This is a genomic window from Streptomyces sp. NPDC091649, assembly GCF_044756785.1.
GTDB lineage: Bacteria > Actinomycetota > Actinomycetes > Streptomycetales > Streptomycetaceae > Streptomyces.
In genome coordinates this window covers 58658-72610 of the sequence record NZ_JBIVTR010000021.1, presented here as the reverse complement: position 1 = coordinate 72610, position 13953 = coordinate 58658, and the positions used below count along the sequence as shown (strand labels likewise).

Below are 13953 nucleotides of genomic sequence, written 5' to 3'. Positions count from 1 at the left end.
ACGGTACGAGCGCGTCACACGCGCGCAGCGCCCGCTTAACACGGCTCCGGCACATTGGTGGGTGTCGGCAGGGAAACCCGCCGGCGCCCAGAACGGCGACACCGGACTACGGAGCGGCTCCCGGACCTCCACCGTCGCCCGGACGCGAACATCCGGCCTGGCCCGGACCGCGTCCCTCGCGGGGACCGCCGTCGTCCCGCCCCCCGGGCGACCGGGGGTGTGGCGGTCCCCGCGACATACGTCGTCAAGCGCCCCGGCCCCAGCGCACAGGGCCGGCTTCCGGCCGCCGGGCGTCCCGCAGCCGCCGCGAGGGGCGGCGCGCCCCGGCCCCCCAACGCTTGCGCCGAGGTCAAGGCCAAGGCGAGGGCCAAGGCGAGGGCCCGGGTGGCTGAGCTCGCCCGTGGTCCGGCCACCGGCCGGCTCCGGGCTTGGACGGCGTCCGTGCCGGGGCGGCCTCAGTCCTTCCAGTCGGACGACGAGCGCTCGTCCCGGCGACGGAACAGACCGCCGCCCCGCGCCGCCTGGAACGCGTTGACGCCGACTATGCCGAGCCAGGCCACGACGAGCCCGTCGATTCCGGCGTTCGCGACACCGATCGCGGACAGCGGGACAGCCAGGATCAGCGAGACGATCCCCAGGCCGTGCCGGTCGGCGAAGTTCCCCGGCTCGGCCGGGCGCACACCCCGGGCGACGGCCATCTGCTGCTCGGCGAGTTGGCGGCGGACCCGGCGGTCGAGCGTGGTGTCGAGGCGCTGCTCGACCTTCTCCAGGAACGAGTCGATGAGCGCGGTCTCGTACTCCGCGCCCAGCTCGCCGCGGGCCTGGAGGGTGGCGGCGAGCTCCTTCTTCAGCTCGTGGTCACGGGCTTCCATGCCCACCACGGTACGGAGCCGGGCCCCCGGTGACAGTGGGGCTAGCCCCCAAGTTCTGTGGGGTTAACCCCCCTCCGCGGCTCCGGCCTCCTCCCGCCCCTGCCTCCTGCTTCCGACGCCTCGGAGCCCGCCCTGCTTCGCCCGGACCTTGCCCCTGCCTCCCGGTCTCCCTCCGACTCCTGGATCGCCCCTCCCGGGCCCCGACCCCTGCATATGGACATACAGCGACCTTCCTGGCTGAATAGAACGGTCGGCGCCGGTCGTGGCGCGCCGGATCCAGCAAGGGGACAGCATGAGTGGGAGCAGCCCCGCCGCACGGTTGCAGCGGCTCTTCGAGGGGCACCGGCTCACGCCCACCCAGCGGCGCATCGCGCACTGCATGGTCCGCCGGGCCGCCGACGCGCCCTTCCTCTCCAGCGTCGAACTGGCCGAACTGGCCGGGGTGAGCCAGCCCTCCGTCACCCGCTTCGCCGTCGCCCTCGGCTTCGACGGCTATCCGGCGCTGCGCAGGCACCTGCGGGAGGTCGCGCCCGCCGACGCGGAGCAGGACGACGCGGGGGAGACGTACAACGAGTACCAGCAGGCCGTCCGCGCCGAGATCGAGAACCTCCAGCACCTCTCCGACGTACTGGCCGACCCGGCGCCGGTCGAGCGGGCCGGGCGGCTGCTCGCCGGCTCCCGGCCGTTGCCGGTGCTGGGGCTGCGTGCCGCCTCCTCGCAGGCGCGCGGCTTCGGCTACTTCGCCGCCAAGGTGCATCCCGACGTCCGGGTGCTCGACGAGGGCGGCAGCCTGCTGCCCGACCGGATCGACTCCGCACGCCGGGCCGGGGCCACCGCCCTGATGTGCTTCGCACTGCCGCGCCATCCCAGGGAGGGTGTGGACGCGCTCGCCTACGCCCAGGACCAGGGGCTGACCGTGGTGACGGTCGCCGACTCCGCCTTCGCGCCCGTCGCCAAGCACAGCGATCTGCTGCTGCCGGCGGCGATCGGCTCCGGGCTCTCCTTCGACACCGTCTGCGCGCCGATGCTGCTCGGCCGGGTGCTCCTGGAGGCGATGTGCGACGGGCTTCCCGACGCCCAGGCGCGGTTGGAGGAGTTCGACGTACGGGCGGCGACGCGCGGCCTGTTCGTGGAGTGAGACAGCCCTCCCGCCCGGCTCTTTCCCCGATTCTCAGGCACCGCTCATCTGCGGCCGTTAGTCTCCGCGCCCAGAAGCACCGCGGCCATCGGCGGTGCACGGGACCAGTAGGCGCGGGTTCGCGGCAGCGCCGCGGCACCGCATCGCGGAGAGAACCGTGGAGAGAACCGCGGAGAGAGGGGTACGGACGTGGGGCGCGGAGGGCAGTCGCTGGCGAGAGTGGCCGTGACCGTACGGGCGGGGGCGGCGCCGCTGTGGTGGGCGGGGCTGGTGGCCGCGGCGGCGGGGGCGTTCGTTCCGGGGCTGACCGGCCGTCGGATCGGGCTGCTGGCCGGGGCGGCGCTCCTCATCGTCACCGCCGCCGTCGTGGCCCTGGCGCGTGGGAAGCGGTACGCGGAGCTGGCCCGGAGCGCCTCCCGCGCGGGGCGGGGTGACTTCCTCCAGGACCGGGCCGTGACCGTACGGGTGTGGCGGCGCGGCCGCAGATGGTGGCTGCTGGGGGCGTTCGTCGTCGCGGTGGCGTCCTCGTTCGCGCTGCCGGGCGCCGGCGGTCTGCTGCTCGCCGGTGCGGGAGCGGGGCTCTGGCTGAAAGCCGTACGCATCGGACAGTGCGAGCGCCGCGAGGACGTCCTGTACTGGGTGCGCACCGACTGGGCCGGGCGGCGGAGCCCGGTCGGCGAGCGGGTGAAGGGCCATCGGACGACGGGCCCGGAGGCGGGCGACGCCGCGCCCGGCGGGGCGCGGCGTCGCCGCCGATGAGGTCGGACCTTTCGTGCGGACCGGCGGCCTTCGCCCGGTCGGACGCGGGTGAACGGGGCCGCCGTGCGGCTGGCCCGTGTGAGCCCGTCCCGGTAGCGGGTCAGACCTCCAGGTCCGCCTCGATCTTCTTCAGCTGATGGCGGGCCATCGCCAGGTTCGCCCGGCCGGCGTCCAGCACCAGGTAGAGGAAGAGGCCGTTGTTGCCACGGGTCTTGAGCAGCCGGATCAGGTGGTACTGGGTGCCGAGCGTGATCAGGATGTCCTCGATCTCGTCCTTGACGCCCAGGTGCTCCATGGTGCGGAGCTTGGCGCGGACCACGTCGGTGTTGCCCGCGGCGGCGACCTCCAGGTTGAAGTCCTTGCTGCCGCCGAGCGTGCCCAGGGCCATCCCGCTCGTGTAGTCGACGAGGGCGACACCCGTGGCGCCCTCGATCGAGCTCATCGCTTCCTTCAGTGACGCTTCGGTGTTCGCCATGGAGGCTCGTTTCCTTTCCCTGGCCGGTCGGGGTGACCGGGTCCGATTCTGTGCGGGCTTCTGTGCGGGCTTCTGTACGAGGCGCGGTGCGGGCTTCTGCGTGACGGCGTGAGCCGCGTTGGCCGCGGCGGCGCGGGCGGGGGCGTCGGGCCGCCGTGCGGGAGGCGTCACGTGGGGCGCTGCGGCAGGGTGCGGTCGGGCGCGGCGGTGGGGCGAGGGGGAGCTGCGCGGGCGGCCGGGGCCGGGCGCTCGGCGCGTACGAGCGCGGCGTCGACGAGCTCGCCGATGCGGGCGCCCGCGCGGCGGCCCTCCAGATGGAGCCGGCCGACGTTGATGCGGTCCTCGGCCAGCAGGGTCAGGACGGCGGAGGAGCCGGCGGCGTAGGTGGCGATGTAGCCGCTGCCGCCGCGGACCAGCAGTTCGCGGAAGGCGCCCCGGCCGGTGGCGTCGGTCATCCGGACGGAGACGCCGAGGGCGGCGGCGGTGAGGGCGGCGACGCCCTCCGCCTCGACGCCCGGCGTGTCGTGGGCTAGCACCAGCCCGTCCGTGGAGGCGGCCAGCGCCCCGGAGAGCAGCGGGACCCGGGCCCGTAACCGCAGGAGCTCGGCGAGGACATCACGCACTTCGGCCTCGGGCACCATCAGCTGTCTCCTCCCGGCACGCTGTCTGAGCGCGCGTATCACAGGGCCTCCAATGCGTCTCGGAGCCGGCGCAGCAGGGCGACATCGGGGTCGGCCGTCACCTCGGGGAGCGTGATCCGGCCGGCTGCGGGAGAGGCCGGCAGGGGCTGGGCGCGGACCGCCTCCACCAGGCCGGCCGCCGCCAGCCGCCGCAGGTCGACCAGGATGTGGAACGCCGAACGGCCCAGGACCTGCGCGATGTCCGAGGCCGTGCGGACCCCGTCGGCCAGCTCCAGGAGCCGGCGCTGCCGGGCCGGAACCGGAGCGTCGAACGGGTGCGCCTCCGACCGCAGGAGCGGGGCGCCGTCGCAGGCGGGGTCGGGCCAGATCCGGTCCAGGAACTCCCGTCTGCGCAGCGTCTCGCGCTCCACGGCCGCCACCGGGACGGGCCGCACCGGGCCGATCCAGTGCGCCACCCCGTAGCGGAAGCGGGCAGGTGTCCCGGTCGGGGCGAGTGCGAAGAACGCGGCGTCGTACAGCGCCCCCAGATGGCACAACTCCAGGGCCCCGCCGGGTACATGGCCGCTGTCCACGAGGTAGCGGCCGACCCGGCGGTGTGCCCCGGCCTGCGCCACCGCGTCCCACCAGCCCTCGTGCCGCAGGGTCCCGCCGGTGGTGAGCAGGACGTCGATGCCGGGGGTGGCGGGGCTCTCGGCGTGCACCACCTGACCGTCGGCGAGGTAGAGCGTGCCGCGGTCGCGTATCAGGGCGCCGGTGGCCCGCTCGGCGGCGAGGCGCTGGAGCATCGGGGAGAGCACCGGGAGCCGGTCCGTTCCGGGGGCGTCGGGGTCGGCGGTTATCGCGCTCATGCCAGCACCAGGCGCTCGGCCAGCTCACCGAGCCGCAGCCGGGCGAGCGCGAGGTTGCCCTCGGAACGGTCCAGCCACAGATGCAGGAAGACGCTGCTGTCGAAGGCCGTCTCGACGAACCGGAGCAGGTGGTACCCGTCGTGGGTGGTGACGATGACGTCCTCGACGGGGGTGCTCGGCGGGTCCGTGGACCGGTCGCCCGCTGCGGCGAGGCGGGCGAAGGCCGGCTGTTCGGCGGCCATCCGGGCGACCTCCGCCGTCTCGGCGGCGGTCGCCTCGTGGTCGCCGGTGGGGGAGTCCCCGATGGTGCCGAGGGCGAGACCGCTCGTCCAGTCGACCACCGCGGCGCCCCGGGCGCCGGGCAGGCTCATGACCTCAAGCAGGCACTCGTCGATTCCGGGCACGCGGATCTCCCCTCCCGACGTGGCGTACGGCTGTAACGCAGAGGCTACGCAACGTACTTTCGACGGGTGGGAGTTCTGGCATTTTCCTTTGGTACATGCGGACCGCGGTGGAGAAGGGCGGCCGGAATACGACGGTGGGGGTTCGGGGGCGGCGCGTCGCGTCAGGCGTTCGGGGCGCCGGTCCGCTCACGGGCCGTCATCACCGCCTTGTTGAGCGCCCACAGCCCGATCCCGATCAGCAGCAGGATTCCGGCCCGCACGTACACGTCGGAGCCCCGGTCGGCGAGCGGGCTCGCCAGCACCAGCGAGGTGAGCGCGCCGAGTACCGGAAGCGCCGTGGGCGTACGGAAGTGGCGGTGGTCCACCCGGTCCTTGCGCAGCACCAGCACGGCGACGTTGACCACGGCGAAGACACAGAGCAGCAGGAACGAGGTGGTGTCGCCCAGTCCCTCGATCTCGCCGGTGGAGACCAGGCCGATGGCCAGGAGGGAGACGAAGACGATCCCGACCCAGGGGGTGCGGCGGCCGGACAGCACCTTGCCCATCGCCGGCGGCAGGATGCGCTCGTTGGCCATGCCGTAGCAGAGCCGCGAGGCCATCATGATGTTGATCAGCGCCGAGTTCGTGACGGCGAACAGGGCGATCAGCGCGAAGAGTTTCGGCGGGAAATCGACGCCCCCCGCTTTCACCACCTCCAGCAGCGGGCCGCTGGAGCCGGCCAGTGTGCGGGAGTCGACCAGGAGCGAGGAGACCAGGGCGACCAGGACGTAGACGGTGCCGGTGATGCCCACCCCGATGAAGATCGCGCGGGGGAAGGCGCGGGCGGGGTTCTTGGTCTCCTCGGCCATGTTGACCGAGTCCTCGAAGCCGACGAAGGCGAAGAAGCCCAGCGCGGTGGCGCCGAGCACCCCGGTGACCAGGGCGTACCCGGTGCCGCCGGACTCGATCTGGGTCAGCCGGGAGGGCTCGCCCTCGCCGCTGAACACGGCGTACGCGCCGATGGCGAGGATCACCGCGAGTCCGCTGATCTCGACCAGGGTCAGGACGACGTTCGCCTTGACCGACTCGGCGACCCCGCGCAGGTTGATCGCGGCGAGGGCGAGGACGAACAGGATCGCGATCAGGGTCGGCGGCACCGCGTCGGTGAACTCCCCCAGATAGTCGCCGCTGAACGCCCGTGCCGCCGCGCTCGCCGAGGACAGGCCCGAGCACACCACCATGAAGGCGACGACGAAGGTCAGAAAGGGGACCTTGAACGCCTTCTGGGTGTAGAGCGCGGCCCCGGCCGCCTTCGGGTACTTGCCGACGAGTTCCACGTACGAGGCCGCCGTCAGCAGCGCGACGGCGAAGCCGATCGCGAACGGCAGCCACAGCGCGCCGCCGACCTTGCCCGCCACGTCCCCGGTGGTGGCGTAGATGCCGGTGCCCAGGATGTCGCCGATGACGAAGAGGATCAGCAGCTTGGGGCCGAGGGCGCGCTTGAGCGGCGGCGTCCCTCCGGGCGCCCCTCGGGCCGCGCCGCCCTCGGGAGCCGTCGGTGCGGCTGGGTCGGGAGTGCTCATCGATGCCTCCGGGTCGGCTTTCGGGTCGGCCTCCGGCCGGCCGTCGGTCGCTTGCGGGCCGGTAGGGAGAACCTGTTCCCGGCCGCGGCGCGAACCGCACCTGTTGACTACGACTATTCAGCACATCAGGATGTGAATAGATTTTCACCGTCGCGAGGAGGCACCGCCATGTCAGGACCCCGCCCCGTACGGGCACCACGCGGCAGCGCGCTGACCGCCCTGGGATGGCAGCAGGAAGCCGCCCTGCGGATGCTGCAGAACAACCTCGACCCCGAGGTCGCCGAGCACCCCGACAAGCTCGTCGTCTACGGCGGCACCGGGAAGGCGGCCCGCGACTGGCGCTCGTTCGACGCGATGGTCCGCACCCTTCAGACGCTCAAGCAGGACGAGACGATGCTCGTCCAGTCCGGGCGGCCGGTCGGCGTCATGCAGACCCACGAGTGGGCGCCGCGCGTACTCATCGCCAACTCCAACCTGGTCGGCGACTGGGCCAACTGGGAGGAGTTCCGCCGCCTGGAGGCGCTCGGCCTCACCATGTACGGCCAGATGACCGCCGGGTCCTGGATCTACATCGGCACCCAGGGCATCCTCCAGGGCACCTACGAGACCTTCGCCGCCGTAGCCGCGAAGAAGTTCGGCGGGACGCTGGCCGGGACGATCACGCTGACCGCCGGGCTCGGCGGCATGGGCGGCGCCCAGCCGCTCGCCGTCACCATGAACGACGGCGTCGCCATCTGTATCGACTGCGACCCGCGCGCCATCGAGCGCCGCATCGAGCACCGCTTCCTGGACGTGAAGGCCGACAGCCTGGAGCACGCCCTCCAGCTCGCCGTCGAGGCCCGCGACGCCCGCCGCCCGCTCTCCATCGGCCTCCTCGGCAACGCGGCCGAACTGCTGCCCCGGATGCTCGCCGAGAGCGCGCCGATCGACATCGTCACCGACCAGACCAGCGCCCACGACCCGCTGGCCTACCTGCCGCTCGGCGTCGACTTCGACGACATGGCGGACCTGGCCGCCGAGAAGCCCGCCGACTTCACCCTGCGCGCCCGCGAGTCGATGGCCCGCCACGTCGAGGCCATGGTCGGCTTCATGGACGCCGGCGCCGAGGTCTTCGACTACGGCAACTCCATCCGAGGTGAGGCCCAGCTCGCCGGGTACGACCGCGCCTTCGACTTCCCCGGCTTCGTCCCCGCCTACATCCGCCCCCTCTTCTGCGAGGGCAAGGGCCCCTTCCGCTGGGCCGCGCTGTCCGGCGAGGCGTCCGACATCCACAAGACCGACAAGGCGATGCTGGAGCTGTTCCCGGAGAACGAGTCGCTGCACCGCTGGATCAGGATGGCCGGCGAACGCGTCCACTTCCAGGGCCTGCCCGCACGCATCTGCTGGCTCGGCTACGGCGAGCGCGACAAGGCCGGCGAGCGCTTCAACGACATGGTCGCGAGCGGCGAGCTGGCCGCCCCGCTCGCCATCGGCCGCGACCACCTGGACTGCGGCTCGGTCGCCTCCCCGTACCGCGAGACCGAGGCCATGCTCGACGGCTCCGACGCCATCGCTGACTGGCCGCTGCTCAACGCCATGGTCAACGTCGCATCCGGCGCCTCCTGGGTCTCCCTCCACCACGGCGGCGGCGTCGGCATGGGCCGCTCCATCCACGCGGGCCAGGTCTCCGTCGCGGACGGCACGAAGCTCGCGGGCGAGAAGATCCGCCGCGTCCTCACCAACGACCCCGGTATGGGCGTCATCCGCCACGTGGACGCCGGATACGACATCGCCGAGACCGTCGCCGCCGACCAGGGCGTGCGCGTTCCCATGACGGAGGGCAACTGATGCCGTCCGGCACACCCGGCGACGCGTCCGGCCCGGCAGACGCCTTTGGCGACACGTCCGGCTCCGCTCCCGGCGCACAGGAGTGGCGAGCGGGTGACTCCTTCCTCTCGATGTGGCGGGAGCTGGCCCCCATCGGGCTCCACCCCGACAGCGGCGGCTACCGGCGCTACGCCTGGTCGGCGGCGGACCTCGACTGCCGGGCCTGGTTCCGCGCGCAGGCCGAGGCGCGCGGTCTCTCGTACGAGGCCGACCGCAACGGCAACCAGTGGGCCTGGCTCGGCGACCCCCTGGCCGGGGACGCCGTCGTCACCGGCTCCCACCTGGACTCCGTCCCGGACGGCGGGGCCTTCGACGGCCCGCTCGGCGTGGTGTCCTCCTTCGCCGCGCTCGACGAACTCCGCCGCAGGGGAGCGGAGTTCACCAGGCCGCTGGCCATCACCAATTTCGGTGACGAGGAGGGCGCCCGCTTCGGCCTGGCCTGCGTCGGGTCCCGGCTCACCGCCGGACAACTCGCCGTCGCCGACGCCCACCGGCTGCGCGACGGTGACGGGATCACCCTGCCCGCCGCCATGGAGGCCGCCGGATACGACCCCGGGACCATCGGCCCCGACCCGGAACGGCTCGCCCGGATCGGCGCGTTCGTCGAACTCCACGTCGAGCAGGGCCGCGCCCTCGACCTGACCGGCGATCCCGTCGGCATCGCCTCCGCCATCTGGCCGCACGGCCGCTGGCGGTTCGACTTCCGGGGCGAGGCCAACCACGCCGGCACCACCCGCCTCGCCGACCGCCGCGACCCGATGCTCACGTACGCCGAGACCGTCCTCGCCGCCCGCCGCGAGGCCGAACTGACCGGCGCGCTCGCCACCTTCGGCAAGATCGCGGTCGAGCCCAACGGGGTCAACGCCATCCCCTCCCTCGTGCGCGGCTGGCTCGACTCCCGCGCCGCCGACCAGGTCACCCTGGACGCCCTCGTCACCGGCGTCGAGCGCGCCGCCCGGGAGTACGCCGAGCGGGCCGGGATCGACCTCGACGTCGTACGCGAATCGTTCACGCCCGTCGTCGATTTCGAGCACGCTCTGCGCGACGAGCTCGGCAGGATCCTGGAAGGGGCCGGCGCCGGCGACACGGGGCGGCCCGTGCCCGTCCTCGGCACCGGCGCGGGCCACGATGCGGGTATTTTGTCCGCCTCGGCGCCCACCGCCATGCTCTTCGTACGGAACCCCACCGGCATCTCGCACTCACCCGCCGAGCACGCCGCCGAGGACGACTGCGCGGCCGGGGTCGGGGCACTCGCCGACGTACTGGAAGGTCTCGCGTGCAGCTGACACACCCGACGGCGGGCGCGCCCGTCACCGCGACCTACTGGATGGACCACGCCTGGCTCGGCGCCCACGTCGAGCCGGGCGTCACCCTGGATGTCGCGGACGGACGCATCGCCGGGATCAGGACGGGGGTCGAGGCACCGCCGCCGGGCGCGACCGCGCTGCGCGGCCTGACCCTCCCCGGCCTCGCCAACACCCACTCCCACGCCTTCCACCGGGCCCTCCGGGCCACCGTCCAGGTCGGCTCGGGCACCTTCTGGACCTGGCGCGAGCTGATGTACCGGACGGCCTCCCGGCTCACCCCGGACACCTACTTCGACCTGGCCCGCGCCACCTACGCCGAAATGGCCCTGGCCGGCATCACCTCCGTCGGCGAATTCCACTATCTGCACCACGCCCCCGGCGGCACCCCCTACGCCAACCCGAACGCCATGGGCGAGGCGCTGATCGCGGCCGCCGCCGAGGCCGGGATCCGGATCACCCTGCTGGACACCGCCTATCTCGCCGCCGGATTCGGCGAGCAGCCCAACCGGCACCAGCTGCGCTTCTCCGACACCACCGCCGAGGCGTGGGCGGAGCGCGCCTCCCTCCTCAAGGGCGACGACCACGCCCTGATCGGCGCGGCCGTGCACTCCGTCCGGGCCGTCCCGGCCGGACAACTGGCCACCGTCGCGCAGTGGGCGCAGGAGCGGCGCGCCCCGCTCCACGTCCACCTCTCCGAGCAGCCGGCGGAGAACGACGCCTGCCGGGCCGCCCACGGCCGCACCCCCACCCGGCTGCTGGCCGACCACGGGGTCCTCGGCCCGCGCACCACCGGCATCCACAACACGCACCTGACCGAGGCGGACATCGAACTGCTCGGCTCCTCGTCCACCGGCACCTGCATGTGCCCCACCACCGAACGCGACCTCGCCGACGGCATCGGCCCCGCCGCCGCCCTCCAGAAGGCGGGCTCGCCGCTCTCGCTGGGCAGCGACAGCCATGCCGTGATCGACCTCTTCGAAGAGGCGCGCGCGATGGAGCTCAACGAGCGGCTGCGCACGCACGTCAGGGGCCACTGGACGGCCGCCGCCCTGCTCCGGGCAGCCTCCGCGGACGGGCACGCCGCTCTCGGCCGTCCGGACGCGGGGGTGCTGGAGCCGGGCGCCCCCGCCGATCTGACCACCGTCGCCCTGGACTCGGTCAGGACGGCGGGACCGGTGCCCCGACTGGCGGCGGAGACCGTCGTATTCGCCGCCTCCGCCGCTGATGTGCGGCACACGGTGGTGGCGGGCCGTCACATCGTGCGGGACGGCCGTCACACACGGGTCGAGGACGTGCCCCGAGCACTCGCCGAGGCCGTCTCCGCCCTGCACGGCTGACCGCGCGACGCCTTGCCCACCCCGCCCCTTCCCGACCCCCGGAGCGGCGAACCACACCCCTGACGCTCCGGGTGCCAGGGGGTGTCCCCCCGATCGGACACCCCCTGGCGGAACGCAAGGAGAACAGCCTCACGATGACGACCACCGCCGTCACCAACATCGCCAGCCTGGTCACCAACGACCCCTCCCTCGGCAACGGGACCCCCCTGGGCCTGATCCGGGACGCGGCCGTCGTCATCGAGGGCGACCGTGTCGTCTGGACCGGTGAATCCAGCAAAGCACCCGCCACTGACAACGTCCTCGACGCCGCCGGCCGCGCGGTGATCCCGGGGTTCGTCGACTCCCACTCCCACCTGGTCTTCGCGGGCGACCGCACCCAGGAGTTCAACGCCCGGATGTCCGGGCAGCCCTACCGCGCGGGCGGCATCCGCACCACCGTCGCGGCCACCCGGGCCGCCTCCGACGACGAGCTCTCCGCCAACGTCGCCCGCTACCTCGCCGAGGCCCTGAGCCAGGGGACCACCACCTTCGAGACCAAGTCCGGCTACGGCCTCACCGTCGAGGACGAGGCCCGCGCCCTGCGCGTGGCCGGCCGTCACACCGACGAGGTCACCTACCTCGGCGCCCACATCGTGTCCCCCGACTACGCCGACGACCCCGCCGGATACGTCGACCTGGTCACCGGCCCGATGCTGGAGGCGTGCGCCCCGCACGCCCGCTGGATCGACGTGTTCTGCGAGCAGGGGGCCTTCGACGGCGACCAGGCCCGCGCCATCCTCACGGCGGGCCGCGCCAAGGGGCTGCACCCCCGTATCCACGCCAACCAGCTGACGTACGGCCCCGGCGTCCAGCTGGCCGTGGAGCTGGACGCCGCCTCGGCCGACCACTGCACCCATCTCACCGACGCGGACGTGGACGCGCTCGGCCAGGGCGGCACGGTGGCCACCCTGCTCCCGGGCGCGGAGTTCTCCACCCGCGCCACCTGGCCGGACGCCCGCCGCCTCCTCGACGCGGGGGCCACCGTCGCGCTCTCCACGGACTGCAACCCCGGCTCCTCGTTCACCTCGTCCATGCCGTTCTGTATCGCGCTGGCCGTGCGCGACATGGGCATGACCCCGGACGAGGCGATCTGGTCGGCCACCGCCGGCGGGGCCGCGGCCCTGCGGCGTACCGATGTCGGCCGGATCATCCCCGGCGCCCGCGCCGACCTGGTCCTCCTCGACGCCCCGAGCCACGTCCACCTCGCCTACCGCCCGGGCGTCCCGCTGGTCAGCGCGGTCTGGCGGAGCGGACAGCGGGTGGTGTGACCGGGCCCACCCGTCCGGCGGGCCCAGGCCGCCGGCTCGGGGCCCGTACACGCGGAAGGACCCGCTCCCGGTCTCCGGGGCGGGTCCTTCCGCGGTGCTCGACGGCGCCGGCGGCCCCGTGGCGGGGCAGCGGGCCGGGGGGCGGGTCATTCCTCCACGGTCAGACCCTTACGGAGCTTGGTCAGCGTCCGGGAGAGCAGCCGTGACACGTGCATCTGCGAGATGTTCAGCTCCTCGCCGATCTCCGACTGCGTCATGTTGCTGACGAAGCGGAGCGAGAGAATCATCCGGTCCCGGGACGGCAGCGCGGCGATCAGCGGCTTCAGCGACTCGACGTACTCGATGCCTTCGAGGCCGTGGTCCTCGTAGCCGATGCGGTCCGCGAGGGCGCCCTCGTGGTCGTCCTCCTCGGGCTTGGCGTCCAGCGAGCTCGCGGTGTACGCGTTGCTCGCGGACATGCCCTCGACGACTTCCTCCGTGGTGATGCCGAGGCGCTCGGACAGCTCCGCCACCGTGGGCGCGCGGTCCAGCTGCTGGGAGAGTTCGTCGCCCGCCTTCGCCAGATCGAGGCGCAGCTCCTGGAGTCGGCGCGGCACGCGCACGGACCAGCTGGTGTCCCGGAAGAAGCGCTTGATCTCGCCGACGATCGTCGGCATCGCGAACGTGGGGAACTCCACACCGCGGCTCAGCTCGAACCGGTCGATCGCCTTGATCAGGCCGATGGTGCCGACCTGGACGATGTCCTCCATCGGCTCGCTGCGGGAGCGGAACCGGGAGGCGGCGAACTTCACGAGCGCGAGGTTGAGCTCGACGAGGGTGTTGCGTACGTAGCTGTACTCGTGGGTGCCCTCTTCGAGGGACTCCAGCCGCTCGAAGAGCGTCTTGGACAGGGCCCTGGCGTCCAGAGCGCCCACTTCGGCGTAGGGCGGGATCTCGGGGAGCCCTTCGAGCCCTTCGAGTCCCTCGCCGGCGGCGCCGGAGTAGCCGGAGAAGTCTGAGGTGGTGCTGACGGCGTCGGCGGCGTGGGTGGTGCCGCTGTCGCCGGTGGTGCTGGTGCGCGGGCCGGGGATGGCGCTCGCGGCGGGGGAGTCGGAATTGGTCGGTCCCTGAGGACATGCCGACGACGCTTTGTGGGTACGCGCTTCGTCGAGCCGGGGTGACATGGTTCTCCTCCATCGTTCTCGGCATATGGCTGCCGATGCCCATACGTGTTCCTGCGGTGAAGCGGCGCCTCCAAAGCCGGCCGTGTTTCGGGTGTCCCTCTACCCATACCCGGTTCCGGCCAACAGTGACAAGCGCCAAATGCTGCTATATGTCCGGTTTATTGAGGTCTCCGACTACCGCGTGGCGAACGGAACGCGTACTGTTTTACGCACGTCGGCGGCAGCTACGCATACAGCCGCACAGGCAGTGACGCGCACAGTGACGAATGGCGAA

Annotated in this window: 13 protein-coding genes; 6 read left to right on the top strand and 7 right to left on the bottom strand. The window is 72.9% G+C overall.

The annotated features are described in order from the left end of the window. Positions 1-455: 455 nt before the first annotated feature. Positions 456-872, bottom strand: a complete 417-nt coding sequence (locus ACIQMU_RS27750) for a hypothetical protein (RefSeq protein WP_352239937.1) — start codon at positions 870-872, stop codon at positions 456-458. A 292-nt stretch (positions 873-1164) separates the two neighbouring features. Between ACIQMU_RS27750 and ACIQMU_RS27745 the strand changes: the two genes are divergently transcribed. Further along, on the top strand, positions 1165-2010 hold the full coding sequence (locus ACIQMU_RS27745) for a MurR/RpiR family transcriptional regulator (protein ID WP_356727216.1): 846 nt from the start codon (positions 1165-1167) through the stop codon (positions 2008-2010). Between the two features lie 219 nt (positions 2011-2229). Beyond that, on the top strand, positions 2230-2769 hold the full coding sequence (locus ACIQMU_RS27740; protein ID WP_402689955.1) for a hypothetical protein: 540 nt from the start codon (positions 2230-2232) through the stop codon (positions 2767-2769). A gap of 100 nt (positions 2770-2869) precedes the next feature. On the opposite strand, the gene ACIQMU_RS27735 is transcribed toward ACIQMU_RS27740, so the two are convergent. From ACIQMU_RS27735 to ACIQMU_RS27715, 5 genes are all read right to left on the bottom strand, one after another. Then, a complete protein-coding gene (locus ACIQMU_RS27735; protein ID WP_352239935.1) occupies positions 2870-3244 on the bottom strand; it encodes a hypothetical protein in 375 nt (124 codons plus the stop codon). A gap of 167 nt (positions 3245-3411) precedes the next feature. Beyond that, positions 3412-3885: a roadblock/LC7 domain-containing protein gene (locus ACIQMU_RS27730; RefSeq protein ID WP_352239934.1), complete on the bottom strand. Its 474-nt coding sequence runs from the start codon at positions 3883-3885 to the stop codon at positions 3412-3414. Between the two features lie 38 nt (positions 3886-3923). Next, a complete protein-coding gene (locus ACIQMU_RS27725) occupies positions 3924-4733 on the bottom strand; it encodes a winged helix-turn-helix domain-containing protein (protein ID WP_402689935.1) in 810 nt (269 codons plus the stop codon). Then, positions 4730-5137: a hypothetical protein gene (locus ACIQMU_RS27720; protein WP_402689934.1), complete on the bottom strand. Its 408-nt coding sequence runs from the start codon at positions 5135-5137 to the stop codon at positions 4730-4732. Before ACIQMU_RS27720 ends, ACIQMU_RS27725 begins: the two co-directional genes overlap by 4 nt. Before the next feature lie 161 nt (positions 5138-5298). Next, the gene (locus ACIQMU_RS27715; protein ID WP_402689933.1) at positions 5299-6699 is read right to left on the bottom strand and encodes an APC family permease; all 1401 of its coding nucleotides are present in this window, start codon (positions 6697-6699) and stop codon (positions 5299-5301) included. 168 nt (positions 6700-6867) lie between these two features. Here ACIQMU_RS27715 and hutU point away from each other — a divergent pair, with 168 nt between their 5' ends. From hutU to hutI, 4 genes are all read left to right on the top strand, one after another. Then, the gene (hutU, locus tag ACIQMU_RS27710) at positions 6868-8526 is read left to right on the top strand and encodes a urocanate hydratase (RefSeq protein WP_352239875.1); all 1659 of its coding nucleotides are present in this window, start codon (positions 6868-6870) and stop codon (positions 8524-8526) included. Continuing rightward, positions 8526-9851: an allantoate amidohydrolase gene (locus tag ACIQMU_RS27705; RefSeq protein WP_352239874.1), complete on the top strand. Its 1326-nt coding sequence runs from the start codon at positions 8526-8528 to the stop codon at positions 9849-9851. The genes hutU and ACIQMU_RS27705 overlap by 1 nt, the downstream gene beginning before the upstream one ends. Continuing rightward, positions 9842-11209, top strand: a complete 1368-nt coding sequence (locus ACIQMU_RS27700) for a formimidoylglutamate deiminase (RefSeq protein ID WP_352239873.1) — start codon at positions 9842-9844, stop codon at positions 11207-11209. The genes ACIQMU_RS27705 and ACIQMU_RS27700 overlap by 10 nt, the downstream gene beginning before the upstream one ends. Positions 11210-11343: 134 nt before the next feature. Then, complete coding sequence (gene hutI / locus ACIQMU_RS27695; protein WP_352239872.1) at positions 11344-12516, top strand: imidazolonepropionase; 1173 nt, start codon at positions 11344-11346, stop codon at positions 12514-12516. Positions 12517-12662: 146 nt separating this feature from the next. On the opposite strand, the gene ACIQMU_RS27690 is transcribed toward hutI, so the two are convergent. Next, the gene (locus tag ACIQMU_RS27690) at positions 12663-13679 is read right to left on the bottom strand and encodes an RNA polymerase sigma factor SigF (protein WP_352239871.1); all 1017 of its coding nucleotides are present in this window, start codon (positions 13677-13679) and stop codon (positions 12663-12665) included. Positions 13680-13953 lie beyond the last annotated feature (274 nt).

What these genes read in the sequence shown, in the direction of transcription:
- hutI (WP_352239872.1), top strand. Translation starts at nt 11,344, where the DNA reads ATGACGACCACCGCCGTCACCAACATCGCCAGCCTGGTCACCAACGAC.
- ACIQMU_RS27715 (WP_402689933.1), bottom strand. Translation starts at nt 6,699, where the DNA reads ATGAGCACTCCCGACCCAGCCGCACCGACGGCTCCCGAGGGCGGCGCG.
- ACIQMU_RS27725 (WP_402689935.1), bottom strand. Translation starts at nt 4,733, where the DNA reads ATGAGCGCGATAACCGCCGACCCCGACGCCCCCGGAACGGACCGGCTC.
- ACIQMU_RS27730 (WP_352239934.1), bottom strand. Translation starts at nt 3,885, where the DNA reads ATGGTGCCCGAGGCCGAAGTGCGTGATGTCCTCGCCGAGCTCCTGCGG.
- ACIQMU_RS27745 (WP_356727216.1), top strand. Translation starts at nt 1,165, where the DNA reads ATGAGTGGGAGCAGCCCCGCCGCACGGTTGCAGCGGCTCTTCGAGGGG.
- ACIQMU_RS27690 (WP_352239871.1), bottom strand. Translation starts at nt 13,679, where the DNA reads ATGTCACCCCGGCTCGACGAAGCGCGTACCCACAAAGCGTCGTCGGCA.
- hutU (WP_352239875.1), top strand. Translation starts at nt 6,868, where the DNA reads ATGTCAGGACCCCGCCCCGTACGGGCACCACGCGGCAGCGCGCTGACC.
- ACIQMU_RS27705 (WP_352239874.1), top strand. Translation starts at nt 8,526, where the DNA reads ATGCCGTCCGGCACACCCGGCGACGCGTCCGGCCCGGCAGACGCCTTT.
- ACIQMU_RS27750 (WP_352239937.1), bottom strand. Translation starts at nt 872, where the DNA reads ATGGAAGCCCGTGACCACGAGCTGAAGAAGGAGCTCGCCGCCACCCTC.
- ACIQMU_RS27735 (WP_352239935.1), bottom strand. Translation starts at nt 3,244, where the DNA reads ATGGCGAACACCGAAGCGTCACTGAAGGAAGCGATGAGCTCGATCGAG.